At 50.6% G+C, this 17898-nt stretch carries 15 protein-coding genes and 1 tRNA gene; 4 read left to right on the top strand and 12 right to left on the bottom strand.

Annotation, left to right across the window (positions count from 1 at the left end; genetic code table 11):
- Positions 1-74 precede the first annotated feature (74 nt).
- The 5 genes from ACFQRK_RS19720 to ACFQRK_RS19740 all read right to left on the bottom strand — a co-directional run bounded on the left by ACFQRK_RS19720 (position 75) and on the right by ACFQRK_RS19740 (position 8874).
- Positions 75-1718 carry an FAD-dependent oxidoreductase gene (locus ACFQRK_RS19720; protein WP_379009780.1) on the bottom strand — a complete coding sequence of 548 codons (1644 nt, stop codon included), beginning with the start codon at positions 1716-1718 and terminating at the stop codon, positions 75-77.
- Positions 1719-1776: 58 nt separating this feature from the next.
- Complete coding sequence (locus tag ACFQRK_RS19725) at positions 1777-3468, bottom strand: RagB/SusD family nutrient uptake outer membrane protein (protein WP_379009783.1); 1692 nt, start codon at positions 3466-3468, stop codon at positions 1777-1779.
- Positions 3469-3479: 11 nt separating this feature from the next.
- Entirely contained in the window at positions 3480-6791 is a 3312-nt protein-coding gene (locus ACFQRK_RS19730) for a SusC/RagA family TonB-linked outer membrane protein (protein ID WP_379009784.1), read from the bottom strand.
- A gap of 198 nt (positions 6792-6989) precedes the next feature.
- On the bottom strand, positions 6990-8186 hold the full coding sequence (locus ACFQRK_RS19735) for a FecR family protein (protein ID WP_379009786.1): 1197 nt from the start codon (positions 8184-8186) through the stop codon (positions 6990-6992).
- Positions 8187-8283: 97 nt separating this feature from the next.
- Positions 8284-8874 carry an RNA polymerase sigma factor gene (locus ACFQRK_RS19740; protein WP_379009787.1) on the bottom strand — a complete coding sequence of 197 codons (591 nt, stop codon included), beginning with the start codon at positions 8872-8874 and terminating at the stop codon, positions 8284-8286.
- 151 nt (positions 8875-9025) lie between these two features.
- Here ACFQRK_RS19740 and ACFQRK_RS19745 point away from each other — a divergent pair, with 151 nt between their 5' ends.
- Positions 9026-10003: an NAD(P)-dependent alcohol dehydrogenase gene (locus ACFQRK_RS19745; RefSeq protein WP_379009788.1), complete on the top strand. Its 978-nt coding sequence runs from the start codon at positions 9026-9028 to the stop codon at positions 10001-10003.
- Here the strand turns inward: ACFQRK_RS19745 and ACFQRK_RS19750 are convergent.
- Complete coding sequence (locus ACFQRK_RS19750; protein WP_379009789.1) at positions 9975-10595, bottom strand: DinB family protein; 621 nt, start codon at positions 10593-10595, stop codon at positions 9975-9977. The two genes, ACFQRK_RS19745 and ACFQRK_RS19750, sit on opposite strands and share 29 nt — an antisense overlap.
- A gap of 337 nt (positions 10596-10932) precedes the next feature.
- Here ACFQRK_RS19750 and ACFQRK_RS19755 point away from each other — a divergent pair, with 337 nt between their 5' ends.
- Positions 10933-12186 (top strand): DEAD/DEAH box helicase, encoded by a 1254-nt coding sequence (locus tag ACFQRK_RS19755; protein ID WP_379009792.1) that lies wholly within the window; start codon positions 10933-10935, stop codon positions 12184-12186.
- Here ACFQRK_RS19755 and ACFQRK_RS19760 read toward each other — a convergent pair.
- A complete protein-coding gene (locus tag ACFQRK_RS19760; protein WP_379009794.1) occupies positions 12168-12881 on the bottom strand; it encodes an SMUG2 DNA glycosylase family protein in 714 nt (237 codons plus the stop codon). The two genes, ACFQRK_RS19755 and ACFQRK_RS19760, sit on opposite strands and share 19 nt — an antisense overlap.
- Positions 12878-14104, bottom strand: a complete 1227-nt coding sequence (locus ACFQRK_RS19765; RefSeq protein ID WP_379009796.1) for a TCR/Tet family MFS transporter — start codon at positions 14102-14104, stop codon at positions 12878-12880. The genes ACFQRK_RS19760 and ACFQRK_RS19765 overlap by 4 nt, the downstream gene beginning before the upstream one ends.
- A gap of 172 nt (positions 14105-14276) precedes the next feature.
- On the opposite strand from ACFQRK_RS19765, the gene ACFQRK_RS19770 reads away from it, so the two are divergent.
- Positions 14277-14351: transfer RNA gene (locus ACFQRK_RS19770), tRNA-Val, on the top strand.
- A gap of 69 nt (positions 14352-14420) precedes the next feature.
- Here the strand turns inward: ACFQRK_RS19770 and ACFQRK_RS19775 are convergent.
- The gene (locus tag ACFQRK_RS19775) at positions 14421-14945 is read right to left on the bottom strand and encodes a hypothetical protein (RefSeq protein WP_379009798.1); all 525 of its coding nucleotides are present in this window, start codon (positions 14943-14945) and stop codon (positions 14421-14423) included.
- Positions 14946-14996: 51 nt separating this feature from the next.
- A complete protein-coding gene (locus ACFQRK_RS19780) occupies positions 14997-15236 on the bottom strand; it encodes a helix-turn-helix domain-containing protein (RefSeq protein WP_379009801.1) in 240 nt (79 codons plus the stop codon).
- Between the two features lie 307 nt (positions 15237-15543).
- Here ACFQRK_RS19780 and ACFQRK_RS19785 point away from each other — a divergent pair, with 307 nt between their 5' ends.
- Positions 15544-15921, top strand: coding sequence for a hypothetical protein (locus ACFQRK_RS19785; RefSeq protein WP_379009803.1), 378 nt, complete (start codon positions 15544-15546; stop codon positions 15919-15921).
- A gap of 2 nt (positions 15922-15923) precedes the next feature.
- On the opposite strand, the gene ACFQRK_RS19790 is transcribed toward ACFQRK_RS19785, so the two are convergent.
- Positions 15924-16619, bottom strand: coding sequence for a LytR/AlgR family response regulator transcription factor (locus ACFQRK_RS19790; protein WP_379009805.1), 696 nt, complete (start codon positions 16617-16619; stop codon positions 15924-15926).
- A gap of 8 nt (positions 16620-16627) precedes the next feature.
- Entirely contained in the window at positions 16628-17704 is a 1077-nt protein-coding gene (locus ACFQRK_RS19795) for a sensor histidine kinase (protein ID WP_379009807.1), read from the bottom strand.
- Positions 17705-17898 lie beyond the last annotated feature (194 nt).

A 17898-nucleotide genomic window follows, 5' to 3' on the forward strand; every position in this document is an offset into this window, starting at 1 on the left:
CTTCGCTTCATCCCCCAAGGTTGCTTATGCATACCAAAGCGATCCCCTCAACAGCCATCACCTGCACAGCAGCATTACTTTCTTAAAATTTGCTTCTCCGCCAGCAGCTGCCGCTCCAATTCGCTGTAATCCAAGTCCTGCACCGCACACTCCCGATCCAGCGCCAACGACGCGGCCAACGCAGCGCTCTGGCCAAGAATCATGAACACCGGCTCCATACGGATGCTGCCGAAAGCAATATGCGAACTCGAAACACACACCGGCACCAGCAAGTTTTCGCACTCCTCTTTCTTCGGAATGATCGATCCATAAGCAATCCGATAAGGCCCGTTCGTCGAAACGCCAATGTCACCCTCATTCTGCACAAACCCATCCGGCTTTACGTAACGCTGCGTATTGTGCGAGTCAAGTGTGTACGATCCCATTCCAACGGGATCGGTGATCTCCCGTTCGCTGAACGTGTCATGCTCCGTCATCACGTATTGCCCGATCATGCGCCGCGCCTCCCGGATGTACAGCTGGTGCGGCCAGTGGCCGTTATCGATAAATTCATCCTTTGCCAATCCCCATTGGACCATTTCCTGTCTCACCTCATCGGGTACCCGGGGATCATTGGCCAAAAAGTACATCAATCCCTTTTGGTAGTTTTCATGCGCCTTGATGATTTCCCGGCGGCGCTCGTAACTGGCCTCCGGGTAATCGTAATTCATGCCAATAAAATCCGTACTGAACGGCCCATGGTTATTCGTATCTGTCTTGCGGTTGGGGATGGGATCAAACTTCTCAAACGTCTCCCGCCAGCCTGCCGCAAACACACGGGCGAGCAACTCGTAATGTTCCGGATTGTAACCGTCTGGTTTGGGGAAGGCCACCCGGTTGTCCGGGTGATTGCTTAGGCACATGCGGAAACAGTAAGCCTGCACGCGATGATCCCCCTGCCCGTACCCACCCGGCGGCTCAGCTGATACGCCATACAGCAAACCGCTAGAACTGTCGCCGGGAATCTTATACGGACTGACATTGGAGGCAAACCAGTGTTTGTGGTGCAACACGCCGGTCTGGAGACCATTCCACTTTTCTCCATACACGCTATTTGCCTCCCGTCCGACGTGATAGCTTACCCCGGCTGCAGCCATCAGATCGCCTTCGTACGTAGCATCGATAAACATCTTGCCGCGATAAGTTGTCCCACTCAACGTGGTGATCGACCTGATTCGCCCGTCTTCCACCGCCACGCCCGCGTCGCGGTCCAGCCATTCGTCCCTGCGCACCTCTATATCGAACTCCTTCACGTAATCCTCGAACACCCGCTCAGCGACATGCGGCTCAAATATCCACATCGTACGCGCATCTCCGTCCATCGCAGGTGTACCCTGTCCCTTATTTCCATATTCTGCATGTTGCTGCCAACGCCATGCCGCACTATCTTCATAATGAAGATATATGCGGTGATAGAAATCGCGGGCCAACCCGCCGATGGTCGACTTGTCGCCCGTATCGGTAAAGCCCAAACCGCCTGACGACAAACCGCCCAGGTGTTGATCCGGCGATACCACGACCACCGATTTGCCCGACTGTTTGGCCTGTACTGCCGCGATAATCGCCGAAGCCGTACCGCCGTAGATGATGATATCGGCTTCGAAGGCTTGTTGATCCGCTGTTTTACACGACTGGCAGATCCAAAGCAATACTACTACGAATATTAATCTATTTATCATTCCCTTTTTGTTTTGATTCTCCATGAATTTCTATATGCTATTGAAATACCGGTCCTTGTTAGTTATATCCCGGATTTTGTTCCAACACCGCCCCGATATTTGCATCGATTTCACTTTGCGGAATCGGAAAAACCTGGTGATGTTCTTGTATGTCGTCCGCGTTATAACGATTGTATTGCCGGATATTCGTATACATCCGTCCCGTCCGGCTCAGTGTCAGCCGTCTTTTTTCTTCAATACCGAGCTCCCTGAGCCGTTCATCCAGGATGAAATCCAAATTAACGGCCGAGGCATCCACCGATACCGCACCCGCACGGCTTCTTACCGTATTGATGTCTGCCGCCGCCAGCGCGGGATTCCCACTTTCCAGGTAAGCTTCCGCACGCAGCAAATAGGTTTCTGCCAGCCGCATGTCGTACCAATCCGTGTAGGTTACACCGGCAATGTCACGAAGCTGCATCGTTTCCGGATTGAGAATGAGGTTGGACGGATGATCACCGGGAGTGGTCGCTTTGGTTTGATAAGGATAGGCTCCGCGCGACCAGGTGCCCCGTGTGTCTAATAGGTATTGATTTTCGTCGGTGTTGATATCGAAATACACACCCTGGTACTTCGCCGGCCCGCTGGGGTTGTTGTACAAAACTCCCCGCGGAAAGTTATACTCCGAAACGCGCATGTCCCGATCGTCAATATCGCCCGATTCATCGTACCAGATCTCATTCGAAAAATGGAACGTCGGCATCAGCCACCCTGCACCGCGACCGACGATAGAGGTCGGAAGAAAACCAGTGGCGATGAGGTTCCGGTCGTCCGGATCCGTTGCCAGTGGTACATTCGGAGTGTGCCACCGTTCCATTTGATATCCCGTCCGCGCAATGGTAGATTGGCCACCTCCGGGAACATCCGGTTCAAATTGGATGACAAAGATCCCTTCCGTATTGCCACTGCTTCGATTCTGATTATTCCGTTGGAAAAGATCCCAGTATACATCACCCGGTTGATTCCGGCGTGAACCAAAACGGTCGGTCATCAACGCCAAGGCCGGATTGCCAATGACCTGACTGCTAGCCTCAATCGCTAAATCATTTTCTCCGATCGCTAATGCCGACTCGGCCAAAAGATGGTTGGCTGCCTCCTTGGACACCTGGCCATCCGGCAAATTGGGGATGCTTGGTAAGTTTGCTGCTGCAAATTGTAGGTCTGCGATCATCTGCTGGATCACCTCGTCCTTTGAACTACGTACAAAGTCATTTTTTGCAGATGTGGTCTCTTCCAATATTAACGGCACCCCTCCATAAAGATAGACGAGGTAACGATAGGCCAAGGCCCTGAAAAAACGGGCTTCCCCCTCTAGCTGCGGCTGTGCTTCAATAGGCACTTCCGATGCGGGCAGCCGTCCAATGATGGTATTGGCATTGGCGATAATTTTATAATTGCCTCGCCAATGATACAATACTTTGGCAGCAGTTGGGTCCAGCGTTGCCGGATAGTCGCTGAAGAATCGGACAATCGCATCCTGGCCCGCATGCGACAAATCCGTAGCCAACTGCAAATCAAAAGAATTATCATCCCCTCCATAATACAGGTTGCGATAGTTTTGATACAACATATTCAACGCAGACCGGAAGTGAGCTTCGGTAACATACATATTATCCGCCGTATAGATACCCGATGGATTCTCCCGAAGTATATCAGCTTCCTGACACGCTACAAAAGGAATTATAAAGAAAACTATGAGCAGTCTTTTCATGATCGATAAGTTTAAAATGTTAATGCTAAACCGATGGAATAGTGACGCATAACCGGACGGCTTCCATAGCCTAAACCACTGCCCGTTTCGGGATCCCAGCCCTTCCAGTCGGTCAACGTGAACAGGTTTTTACCCGCAAGGGTAAGCGTCAAATCCGACAGCCTGAGTCTCGAGAGCAGGTCGGCATCAAAGCGGTAGGCCAGAATGACGTCCTGCAGGCGCAGAAAACTACGCCTTCCATACAACATGGGGTTGATGGAACTCGTACTTGCCGGGCTTCGGAATTGCCCGCCCGGATTACTGGGGGTCCAAAAATCCACCTCCTCCCAGATTCCCATGTCCGAAATAGCATCCGCACTTCTGGCTTCAAACGGCTCGTTTTCACCCAAGTACCCTTTTCTTCCGCCTTGGATGGAATTCAGAAAAAACTTCAATGAGAACCCCTTGTATTGAAAGTGATTATGGATACCGAACCGATATAACGGATCCGTCATGCCCAGAATGACCCGGTCGGCCGCGGATAACGCCCCGTCTGCGGTATGATCTACAATACGGTAACTCCCCACATAATAACCCGTGGGAATCTGCTCGCCGAATTGGTAAATGCCGTCTACTTCATACCCAAAAACTGCGCCGATGGGCTCGCCAATGAACAGGTTACTGGTCATCAGGTCATCTTCCCTCCCATCGCCGTCAATATCGCCAAGCAACTTCTCAATCCGGTTCCGGTTCAGCGAAAAGTTTCCGGTAACTTTCCATTGAAAGTCGGCAGTCTGGATGGCCGCGGCCGTAATGCTTGCTTCAAAGCCACGGTTTCCGATCTGGCCGATGTTGCTTATGATCGAGTTGAAGCCGGTAAGGATCGGTAAATCACGGCTCCAGATCAAATCGCGGGTGGTCGTCTGGTAGTACTCCAAGTTACCCACAACCCGGTCGCCGAGAACCCCAAAATCAAGTCCGAAATTCGACCCATAGGTTTTCTCCCACCTGAGATCCGGGTTAGGCAGGCTCGAAGGTGCGTGACCGTAGGCCGTCGACGCCCCATCGCCGAACACGTAAGTGGGGGAGGAGCCCACGCTCGCCAAGGAACTGTACCGTTGTACCAGATTCCCGTTTACACCATAACTGAAGCGGAGTTTCAAATGGTTCAGCCAAGTAACCGGACGCAAAAAAGCCTCCTCCGAAACCGTCCAGCCGATTCCAACGGATGGAAAATAAGCGGTTTTTTCATTTTCGGCAAATCCGGAAAATCCGTCCCGGCGCAGCGTAGCTGTGAGGTAATACTTGGAAAATGCTGCGTAGTTGATCCGGAACATCTGATACAGGGAAGTTTCTTCCCATGAGCTCGAATTGGTGAATTGATTGATGCCCTGTGACAGGTCGTTATAACCCAGCGTCTGGTTAGCCAGACTGGTGGCCCGTGCCATGGTCGAATCAGCTTCCCTGTGGCTCTTTCCAATGACAAGCGTTGCATCAATGTGATGGTTTTCACCCAGCTCTTTCGTATAGTTCAGGATGTTATCAAATGTATAACTGTAGAGTTCGGAGTTGTTTTTCCACGCTTCGCCGGTCTCCGCATTTACATACGGATTGGAATTGAACTGCCGTCGCCATTGCAGTGTGTTCCCATAATTGATATCCCAAGTGAACCCAGGAAGAAAAGGTACTTTGATTTTTGCGTACAGGTTACCGAATAGTTCATTCCGCTGGTCCAGATCGTCGGTATTGACGGCGATAAGTGGGTTGTTCAGCCCCCCGAATTCGGTTATCAGCTTACCGGCTTCATCGTAAGGCATCCGCAGCGGACCCGCCTGGGTCAGCTGGGCAAGGTTCGGCGACGCGCCCGAAAAGTCTGCAAACGTACCGAACGTCTGTACCCCTACGTTCAACCATTCGGTTAGCTGTGTTTCGATGTTAATCCGGCCAGCCTTTCGATTCATTTTATCATTGATGATGTAGTTTTTTTGCTTGTCATAAGCCAACGACAGGTAGTAGTTGGTTCTGGCTGAAGCGCCCTGGATCCCTATGTTGTGCTGCTGGATCGAAGCGTTGGTCGTTCCGAGTTCCCACCAGTCGACATCCGCGCCTGTTTCATATCCTTTAACCGCAAGTTCCCGGGAAAATGGATTGGTTTCCAGCATATTGAAGTTTTCATCCAGCTGTAAATAACCGGATTCTTCTGTATAAGCTTCCCTCCAGAAGATATCTTGTATCATCTTAAGATACGAGTCGCGATTGCGCGTGTGCAGCCTGCTTGAGGGTCCACCAATCGCGTACGAACCAGTATAGCTGATCTGCGGCTTCTGCTCCCCACGCCCGCTTTTCGTGGTAATCAGGATCACGCCATTGGCGGCCTGCGCCCCATAGATTGCTTTACTACTGGCATCTTTTAAGATATCCAATGTTTTGATATCGTTGGGATTGATGCTGGTAAGATTCCCATAGAAGATAATTCCGTCTAAGATAATCAGTGGGTTTTGGCTGCCGGATAAGCTCGTTCTGCCCCGGATCGAAATGGAAGGGGTCTCTCCCGCCTCATCCACCATCCCTACATTAAGCCCGGGAACCGTGCCCTGTACGCTCTGGAAGATGTTGAGATTCGGTGTACCACTCAAGGCGTCCAAATCTGCAGAAGCAATCGATCCTGTAAGGTCACTGCGCTTTTGCGTGCCATACCCCACCACCACGACTTCCGCCAGGTCGCTGACCACCGCCTTCAGGGAGATATTCACGACCGACTGCTGTCGGATGGGATGCTCCCGGGTTTCAAACCCGACACTACTGAAAACCAATACCGCAGGATCGCCGGATAGCGTAATCCGGTAATTCCCATCGGCGCCGGTCGTCGTACGGTTATTTCCTCCTTTTTGCGCAATGGTCACGCCTTCCAGCGGCAAGCCGGATTCGTCGGTTACGCGCCCAGAAACCACGCGTTCCTGCGGTGTTTCCATTTGTGGGGTCGTCGGCGTGGCCTTTTCCATGATCGTAATGATCCCATCGTCAAGCGACCAATCCAAACGTTGGCCCGACAAGATGACGCGCATCGCCTCAGCCAGGTCGATTTGCTTCACATGGGCGTCGATGGGAATGTCCGCAATGTGATCGCCCCGGAACAAAAACGAAAACCCTTGTTGTTTTTGGATTTCCCTCATCACCTCCCGCAAGGGGGCATTCTGCACGTTAAGCGTTATCTTCTGCGCTTTGCTGTCGGCGATCGCTTGGAACACGAAGGCGACCGTCAGGAATATCGCCAATTTCATAATGAGTAATAATCGGTAGTTAATGGGCCAGCAACTGCCCGTTACACATCGTGTAAAATTCATATATTTGTCCTGTTTGCGTGGTTAATAAATTGGTTTCCGGCAAAGCGGTGCGATGCTGTCGCCGGGGTCAGTCCAAGCAAATAACGCGGGTGATGTTGTCAGCATCATCCGTTTTTTTGAATGGAAGAATGGAAATGGTTTGTCTGGTTACGTTTTCATAATCTAGCTCCTTCCCGTTATGTATTGGTTAATGCCTGCCTACTGTTCCCCTAGAACGGTAAGCCGATTTATTCCTTCGGTTTGAGTCACCGAGAATTTCAACCCAGTCTTTTCAAGTGATTTCAACACAGAAGCCAAGGGTTTATTCCGATCAATTACGCCAAAAATAGGAACCTGCGGCAGTTTGCCCTGATAAGTTACCTCCAAATTATACCAGCGGGCCAGTTGCGCGATTGCTGCCTGCGGCGACGATCGGTCAAAGTAAAAAAGACCGTCTTTCCACGCCGTATAGGGATTGACATCCACATTCCGTACATGGATGGTTCCGGCGTGGTTTACCGCTTGTTCGCCCGGCTTCAACATCCTCGGCTTGCCACCCGAAGCCACCTCACTCGCCGTAACGCCCGCGTTGGCAGATACCTGCACACGGCCATTCACCAGGGTTGTCCGGACCTCGGACTCGTCTGCATAGGCCGAGATCGCAAATTCCGTCCCCAGTACTTCAACCACCTGACCGGCACTTACGACCCGGAATGGTCTTCCCCTCGATTGCCGAACCTCAAAGTACGCTTCACCTTCCAAAAATACCACGCGCTCCGTGTCGTCAAACCGCGATGGATAGGTAAGCGTCGATGCCGAATTCAGCCACACGGTCGAACTGTCGGGAAGCGTTACTGCATACGTCCCTCCTTTGGGTATGGAAAGCACCAACCGCTCGATCGAGGCGCCATCTTCCAGACTCGTCACCTCCGAGGTCCCATCGCTATAGGTAATTTCTCCCTTTCCAATGACAATCCCCCGATGACTTTCATCAAGCGCAATCGTTCTCCCGCTTCCCAGGGATAAGGTAGCACGATTCGCGCCTGGAGCGATTTCTGCAGCAGATACTTCATAAGGGGTTGTATCCTGACCAGCTTGCCAGATCAGCAAACCCACCGAAACCGAGAGCAATACAACCGCCGCATAGGGTAGCCACCTGCGCCATTTCAGGCTGATGGGTTTGGCCGGCTGCTGAGGGTGATCGACAATTTGCTGAAAAATCCGCTCTTTCGCAGCACTTTCAGCCCCGTCGTATATCGAAACCGGCACATCCGGATAAAAGGAATACAGCACCTCTTTGACGATGCCATCCGCATCGGGATCCGCCAACAGGTTTTCCAGTTCCGTTAGCTCATCGGGTGACGCCGTATTGTTAAGATACCGCTCGATCAAATAAGAAATCCTGCTTTTGTCCATCTTCCAAGACGCGTATCCGTTAGGTATTTACACCTACCCTTTCTCATGTAGACGAATGGCGAGGAATTTCGGGGGTATGGGGTTGTAATTTTTTTTGCTAAAGCAGTTTGAAGATAACCAGCATCGCGGCAATATCGGTATGTCGCGAAAGATGTTTCCGGAGCGCACGGAGCGCATGTTTCATATAAGATTGAACTGTGGCGGTCGAAAGGTCGAGCTCCCGTGCCGCTTCCTCGTACTTCAGCCCTTGTTGATGACATAGCTGATACACTCGTTTCTGTTGGGGCGGCAGGGATTGGACGGCTTCGTCAAGCAGTCTCCGGGTATCGTTCAGTAGGATTACCTCCTCGGTCTCGTTGTGGGATTCCGACCAATCTGTGTGGGTTTCACGGTCGATTCTGACCTGTAGCTTCTGGCGACGGAGAAAATCCAGGGCGCGGTTCCGGCAGATCCTTACCAGAAACGGCTCCAAATGGTCAATCTTTCTTGCTCCTTCGCCTATTGTCCACAGTTTTAAAAACGTAAACTGGACCGTTTCCTCAGCAAGAACGACCGACTTCAGCAGATACAGGGCATACCCATAAACCTTTGGGTAATAATGATCATAGAGGATACGGAAAGCACGTTGATCGCCATTAACCACTCGGGATAATAGTTCACGTTCGTCGGTTAGCGGTTTGGCCTCCATCTTCACAAATTTACAGGAACTTTTTCGGAAACCACACACCGATGCATAAAAATGACAGCGAGCAACCATCACCCGCTCATACGCCACTGATTTAATAGTAAATTAACCTACATAAATGTAACTTTACGTAACCAACACATCACAACTTCGAATGAAGGCAATGATTTATACCCGATACGGCCCTCCCGAGGTGGTCCGGATGCAGGATGTCGACGTACCGGCGGTAAAAGCGGGTGAGGTATTGATCAAGATACACGCAACCACGGTAAATCGTACCGATTGTGGATTCCGCAGCGCAAACTATTTTATCGTCCGTTTTTTCAGCGGCTTGTTTAAACCACGGGCGAAAATACTGGGCTGCGAGTTTGCGGGAGAAATAGAAGCCGTCGGCAAAAATGTGCGCAACTTCAAACCGGGAGACCGCGTCTTCGGATATGACGAGACCCGTTTTGGTGGGCATGGCGAATATAAGGTTATAGCGGCATCGGGCGCCTTAGCAACGATTCCCGGCGGAATGGATTACACCGAGGCAGCTCCGCTTACGGAAGGAAGCCACTATGCATTGGGTAACATCCGCGCAGCCAGGGTCAAGAAAGGCGATATCGCAATGGTATATGGTGCCACGGGATCCATCGGTTCCGCTGCGGTCCAATTGCTAAAGCACTTCGGCGCCTATGTGGTAGCTGTTTCCAATACAAAAAACGTCGAATTGGTCGCATCCTTGGGAGCAGACGAAGTGATCGACTACGAAACCCAGCAATTCACCGGGACCCCTCATCGCTTCGACTTCGTTTTTGACGCCGTTGGCAAATCTTCTTTCCGGCAATGCAAACCGCTATTAAAGCCAAAAGGAATCTACATCTCTACCGAATTAGGCAGGAATTCGGAAAACGTATTCCTCGCGCTTGTAACACCGTTGGGCAAGGGCAGGAAGGTCTTGTTTCCCATCCCTTCCATCACCCAGGCCGATGTAGTAATGATTCGAAACCTTGCGGAATCCGGTGATTTTAAACCCGTGGTCGACCGCACCTATCCGCTCGAACAGCTGGTCGAGGCGTACCGCTACGTAGAAACCGGCCAAAAAACCGGAAACGTGGTTATCACCTTGGAAAATTCGGATCCGCCTTGATCTCCTCGATCTGCAGCGTATGCCGCGCGGTATGCGCCGGAATATACAGAAGCGCATGGTACCCGTCAACGGCACCGAATGGTGAATCGGTAATGCGGTTACGCATATCGTCCACGGAAGTCTCTTTTATAAAATCGAGTAATGCTTTGCGTTGCTTTTTTAGGTCTTTAAGCGCGGTCTTGCCATTCGTATACGTTCCAGCTTCCTTCGGACTTAACTCTTCGGAGGCTTTTGCCTTAAAACTCCGGTCAGTCATTCCGTTGATCACATCGTCATCGCTCATTTTTACATCGCCTCTCCGCTCAGGGTTCGGTTGCTGTTCGAGCGTTTTTTTCGCATACACAAAAAGTGCCGGTTCCGTTTGGATAATATGCTCCAAACATTGGCTGATGGACCATCGGTCGGGTGCCGACTTGAATGCGAGCTGTGCATCGCTCAGTCCCTCCACTGATTTCGCAAGCGCATCGAATGTTTGCTGATAATAATCCAGCAAAAATGCTTTGTCGTGTTGCGCCCCAGGCGCAGCCGATTGTGCCATGACCGTATGCGCCAACGTACACGCGGTAAACAGCAAGAATAGTAACCTTTTCATACCATTGATTTTGTAACAAAAATAAGCACAGATACGCTAAATCACAGGTGCCGGATGCGACATTTTTAATGGGTATCCAAGACAAGCTGGAATCCGCGACGCTGCTCTTGCGTCCCGGTAAGGCTTGCTCTGCAGCAGGTCTCAACACAAAGGCACGGAATCCCAACCCTTACCCAGGCTCGCGTTGGATACGCATAAGCAGCCTAGTGACGCAGACCGAAGGGAGCGTTACCGCTGCGCTGCGTACCAAAGCGAACCCGCTGCCCGCTAAAAACACCCAACATTTCGGAAGCTCGATAATTATGAATACCTTTGCAGCCTCAGTAAACATTGTACTTTGCTATTTACATCATTAAATCTTTCCAGCCCGATCTTACAGGCACTGGATTCCGCAGGTTACCATACCCCCACTCCCATTCAGCAGCAGGCCATTCCCGCAGTACTTCAACACCACGACGTGTTGGCATGTGCACAGACCGGTACCGGCAAGACCGCAGCGTTTTCCCTTCCGATTATTGAGCGCCTGTTAGCTTCAAAAACGGATATTGGGTTTCAGGGACCAAAAGCACTGATACTCGCCCCAACCCGGGAGTTGGCCATCCAGATCGGCGAAAATATCGACGTATATGTCAGCCGGACACGCATCAAACATACCGTTATATTCGGCGGCGTATCAGCCGTCAATCAAATTGCGGCGCTCCGTAAACGCCCGGATATTCTGGTAGCCACACCCGGGCGGCTGATCGATCTGCTCAACCAAAAAGTTCTGTCCCTGCAACAGGTACGTTTCCTGGTGTTGGACGAAGCCGACCGCATGCTCGATATGGGCTTCATCAAAGACATCCGCACCATCATCAGCAAAATTCCGGAAAAACGGCAAACGATGTTGTTCTCGGCCACCATGCCTTCGGAAATCGAAAACCTGGCCAATGCCATTTTGAACAAACCCGAGCGGATTGCCGTTGCACCGGTGTCTTCCACCGTAGATACGATTCAGCAGGCAATCTATCCCGTCGCGAAGGCCGACAAAGTCGACCTGTTGTGCCACCTGGTGCACAATGAAAAAAACGGAAACGTATTGGTATTCTCACGGACGAAGCACGGCGCCGACAAAATCGTGCGAAAGCTCAGCAAAGCCAATATCACCGCGCAGGCGATTCACGGCAACAAATCCCAACAGGCCCGGCAAAAGGCGCTCAAAGCCTTTAAGGACGGAACCCTCAAGGTGTTGATAGCTACAGACATCGCTGCACGAGGGATTGACATCGACCGGCTCCAATTAGTCATTAACTTTGATCTGCCCAACGAGCCGGAAACCTACGTGCATCGCATCGGACGCACCGGAAGAGCCGGTGAAAGCGGACGGGCCTGGTCGTTCTGCGATACGGAAGAGCGAGAATACCTCTGGCAGATCTCAAAACTGATCAAACAGCGCCTGCCGTTGGTCGAAGACCATCCGTTCCTCCCGGATAACGTGGACGAATACCGGAACGAGCCCGCACGAGCGGCCGCACAACCTTCCGGCAAGCCGAATAAAAGCAAAAAGAAGAAACATAAACGCCCGCATTCGAACTATCGCGCAGCGGTATAAGAATTGCCGCCGCTCAGGGCCGTCAGGTATTTATCGATATACCATTGCTTATCTTTGGATTTATATTGCTGAATAAATCGCGGGTGGTCTAATACCACGGCTTTCTCAAACAGCTTTTCGGCTTTGTTCAGTTTACTGATAAACTGCGCATTCTTTTTCCCGAGGATGTAAACTTCCGAAGTATCCAACCCGAGGCTGATGTGTTGTTTCATGGAGGCAATCATGAACGGTTTCACCATTTCAAAAAGCTTGGGATCGTCGTAGTAGTTGGCATTCAGCCAGGTATCCTCTTTTACATGACGCACAATGGCTAACGGAAACGGTGAATTGATATAAAACCGTTGGTAGAAATCTTCCGGCCCACCCCATGCTGTGATCATATCGTACAGGAACACCGACGAAACTTCGTGGGTACGCGCCGAAAGCATCTTAATGCCGCAAACACTTTCCAGCCGCTTCGTATCGGTAAACGGAACACCCGTTACCCCGGCGCCATGCCGACTCGGGTTGATACCGATAATGAACTTTCGCTGGTTTGAATCGCCGTAATATTTCCGGTAAAAGGCCTGCATTACAACCATCGTCTCCGGGTTATCCAGGTAAGGATTCATCACCCCGAAACCGGGAGGCAGTGCACCTGTGTATTGCAGGTCCCGGTTAAACGCGATGATCTTTTCGGCCCATGTTGTTGTCATACCACCGCAAGTTTTTCCCGCGTTAATATCCGGCGGACGATCCACAGACCGCCCAGCATACAGACCGCACCGATCAGAAAATGGATACCCGGAAAGTGAAACGGTGCCTGGGGTGTTGTAAAATAGGAGAATGCATTATTCATAATGAGCGGCCCTACGATGGTCGTCAGACTCATTAGGCTGGTCAGTGCACCCTGCAACTCGCCCTGCTGGCTGCTTTCCACGTGGCCCGCGATCAATGATTGCAAAGAAGGTCCGCAAATACCGCCCAGGCAATACGGCACCAAAAAGACAAACATCATCCATCCTTCGGTCGCAAATGCAAACAAAATAAGTCCCAGTGCATACAGCGACAACCCAAGGTATATGCTTTTTTCGTTTCCGATTTTCGGATTCAAAATCCGGGTCAATCCCCCTTGCACCAAGCCGGTCAGTACGCCAACGACCGCCAGCGAAATCCCGATCATGCCCTCACTCCAGTCAAATTGGTAAATGGTAAAGAAATTCCAGCTTCCCTGCACTGCCTGCGCCCCCAGGTAAATCAGAAAAAAGCTGATCGCCAATCCGCCGATTTCCTTATGTTCCATCAGAAAGCGAAGCGACCCCAGCGGATTCGCGCGCCGCCAGTCGAACGCCCTTCGGCTGCTTTTGGGAAGCGATTCGGGCAACAGCAATAATCCGAAAAGAAAGTTCAGCAAACAAAGCACCGCCGCAGCATAAAAAGGAGCCCGCAGGCCCCATGTTGCCAGCAGTCCGCCCAGCGCGGGTCCGAGCACAAACCCCAGCCCGAAAGCTGCACCGATCAATCCGAAGTTCTTTGCCCGGGTGGTTTCGTCCGTGCTGATATCCGCAATGTAGGAAGACGCTGTCGTGAAGCTTGCACCCGTGATGCCCGCGATAATACGACCCGCAAACAACCACCCGTAGGTAGGCGCCCAAGCGAGAATCAGGTAGTCTATCGCGAATCCCAGCAGCGAAATCAGCAAGATGGGCCGCCGGCCGAACCGATCGCTGAGGTTTCCGACCAACGGCGAAAATAGAAATTGAGTAATCGCAAACGAGGATAACAAAAGCGCCCCGTAGGTACTGGCAATATTTACCGGGATACCCTTCAGTTCGGCAATCAGATCGGCCATGACGGGGATGATCAACCCCCAACCCATAACATCAATCAACAAGGTGACAAAGATAAAACCAATCGCAGCCTGCTTAGTTGTTCGCATAAATTCCGAGGTAAGCGTGAAAATCGGGCCAATATTAGCGATATTTTCGGTGGTTTGCAGCGGCTTTCTGTGACATTTTTACGGGCCAAATGCGACAATGCCTTCGCTTCCAATCCGACAATATCAAAAATCATTTGCAGCTATTCAAAAAAAGCCTATTTTTGCAGCACCCGGGAAATTAGCTCAGTTGGTTCAGAGCACTACCTCGACAAGGTAGGGGTCACAGGTTCGAGCCCTGTATTTCCCACACTTTCTATTTTCCTACGCTCTCATTCTTAGAAGTCTGATTACATTAACCATACAGTCTGCAGATGTATCACAAGGCCGTGATCCCATCTAGTAATATCCGGAAAATTGATACGTCCATAAACAAACTGGCGCCTAGTTGCATATGATCGCACAGGTAAACAATCGCCAGGATCAGCGCCTGCCCGCCCGCCAATAAGATATGCTTTACTTGGAAACCGATCATCTTTGCCAACAAAGATTCAAACAGCACCAACACGACGCCAACGGAATAAAATAGCACGAAATTCGCGGTCGAAAAGCAGCAAGCCATCACCACGAGGAAAGCAATGTCACCCCAACCGATCCAGCTGCTCCCCGTCAACTTCCAACTTCCTTTCCGCCGGAATAACACCACCGCCAATATCCCCGACTGTACCGTCACAATGATCAGGTTGACGGCCACATCCTTGATTGAAAACACGCCCAATAAAATGGCGTGCGAAATAGCCACCGATCCGAGTATCGGAAACAACAACACCAATACTGCACGATATTTGAAATCTTCCCACGCCACCCTCACCAATAGCCCGATAATTACCAACCACAATAACATATTGATCAATCTTCCTTAGCTCCTCTACGTTCCCTTGGTCTGCTTCCAAACTTAGGCATACCTTTCATATTTCCTTGACTCATTGAAAAACGCGGCAACGGACAAATCATAAAATTCCGCCAACATAGCCAATTGATCCGCACTGATGTGCGTTTTTCCCGACTCCATCCGATTGTAGGACGGCTGTTTGATTCGTAACACCGCAGCGACTTCCGTCTGTGAAAGCCGTCGTTGCCGCCGTACCAACAGCAGATTCCGGCTGATGATAGCGTTTAGGTGATTCCTTTCCATAATCCAAAAACTTGTATTTGTACAATTATGAAAAAGATTGAGTAACGGCAAAAAAATACCCGACGAACGGGGCACCGACCGCGACGAAAACGTCCTACCAGCCGATCTATTTCACGTTTTATAGCCATAGGCTATTATATTCACGTACCTACAAAAAGCCGGGCGGCTTTCTGGCATCGGACCCTGCGCTTCGCGCTATCGGGTTATATCCGTTATATCGGTTGGAATTCGGCTTTCGTAGGGGTAGATCATCCATTGGTCGGTTTTATTTTTCAACGTCTTTCAGATACGCCATCTTCGTTTCATTATGAGGATGTATCGCTGTCTGCTGATTGAAGACGATTCATTGGCCATCGACATGATGACGGATTACATCGGCCGGCGCGATGAACTCCTAATGGTCGGCGTCGTACAGGAACGTTGCGAGATTCTCGGCGCACTGAATTTAACGAAGCCGGACATTGTTTTCCTCGACCTAGTGATTCCCTCCGGAGGCCCCTCAGGCTTCCATTTTGGACTGTTCCCTACGTCCCTGGCCGTGGTGGTGGTTTCGGCCACCTCCACGGATTGTTTTACCGAGCAGCTTCCGCCCATCGTCACCTATCAACTTCTAAAACCAATATCATTTAACGATTTTGAAGCGTGCATCGAACGGATCATCCAACACCTCCAACATCCGGGGTAACCCTACAATAAGCCTATCCCGAAGCGTCTGCGCAGTTCGTCCTTAAATTGCTTACCTACCGGTACTTCTCCGAGATTTCCTTTCAGGATCAATTTTTCGGCCGCAATGGATTTCACAAAGGCGAGGTTAACGATGTACGACTTATGTACCTGCAGAAAACGGTCGGCCGGAAGGTCCGCAGCCACGCTGCCCAATGTACGCCAAAGGGTGTAGGTCCTTTCGGTCGTCTCAATGGAAACATAGTCCTTATTCCCTTTTACAAAACAAATGGCGGCATGTTCCAGGATAACGTGCAGATTCCGGTCCTTTACCACGAAGTAGGGAGTGTTTTGCTTCGATCCATGCTTATGCTCCAAAAACAACTTCGCCTTATTCACCGCTTTGATAAAACGCGCGAGGTCGAATGGTTTGACCACAAAATCCAATACATCCAGTTCATAACTCTCGGCGGCATGTTCCGGATTACCCGTAACGAAGATGAAAGCCGGTGGATTGCTTAGGCTTCTGAAAAACGATATACCATCCATCTCCGGCATGCGGATATCTGAGAAAATGATATCTACCGGCTCGGTAAGCGTCATGAGAGCCAAGGGATTTTCGTAACAACCCAGTAATTTCAGAAAGGGCACCTTGGCCACATATTCCGCGAGCGCGTCACGCGCAATGGCCTCATCGTCGATAATTACACACGTATACATAACCTTCGCTACAGTTGGATCTCCAACGAAATACAATAATCCGATTCGGTTTCACGCACCTGGAGGGAATGACGGTCCGCATAATGGAGCTTCAACCGCTTACGGACATTTTCCATGCCTACGCCGCCCACCTCGGACGGTTTGATAGCCCGGTTTATCCCGTTGCCTACCTTGAAATAAAGCACTCCATCCCGAACCGTCAGTTCAATGCGAACCCAGGCATCTTTACGGCTCTGTTCCGGGCCGTGCTTAAAGGCATTTTCGACAAAAGGGATCAGCAGAAGCGGAACAATACGGTACGGCTCATCTATTTCGTCGGTTAAAAGTTCAATCCGGACATTATCGTTGTACCGCATACGGGCCAACGCTACGTAATCGTCAATGAACCGCACCTCTTTGTCAAGAAGCAGTTTCTCGTCCCTGGCTTCATACAGCAGGTATCGCATCATTCCGGATAACCGATAAATCGTATCCGACGCCCTGGGATCACCTTTTTCAGACATCCGATAAATGCTATTCAACGTATTGAACAAAAAATGCGGAGATACCTGGGATTTGAGAAAGTTCAATTCCATCGCGAGGTGATCCCGTTCCAACCGCGCCTTCTCGTTGGATTGATCTACGTAAGACTTGACGAGTTTCGGACCGACGGTTAAGGTAACGATAAAAATGTAGTCCAGCAACAATGCCGCCGTTTTACGGAACGTGAACAATCCGAAGTACCCCTTGTCCAACACCAAATTCAGGTAGGCATCAAAAAACGTATCTCCTCTTTCGAAATCATGCTGTACAATATAGCATACCAGGTAGGTCATGGACACCCACCAAACATAACCCAAGATATAGAAACCGATAACCCGATAGATATTGCCGACCTGCACCCCTTTGGCTATCAACCACGACACGGTATAAAAAAGCGTCATGGTGACCGCGATTTCCTTGACCACAAAAATCCATACGTAATCACCTCCGAGACGCCGGTAGGTAAGGTATGCCAATACCGAAATAATCGCCCAGAACACCACATGCAAAAGCAGCCTTTTGATTTTTTTGTACGGACCGATATGCAGATCGTTGTTTTTCAATGGAATGCAATCCCTAAATGTTTGTCGTGTTTTAGGAGCAAGTGTACTGAATCTCGTCCTAAACCACAACACCCTGTTATCCGTTAACCGCATTTATGCAGATTTTTGATCGCCGGTTCATGGCCAGGTGATTTCCGCGTGAGGATATGCAACCTCACCGCGATCAGAGGCCCGCTTTTTCGGATCAAGGATTT

This window comes from Parapedobacter sp. GCM10030251, from assembly GCF_042666505.1.
Classification (GTDB): domain Bacteria; phylum Bacteroidota; class Bacteroidia; order Sphingobacteriales; family Sphingobacteriaceae; genus Parapedobacter.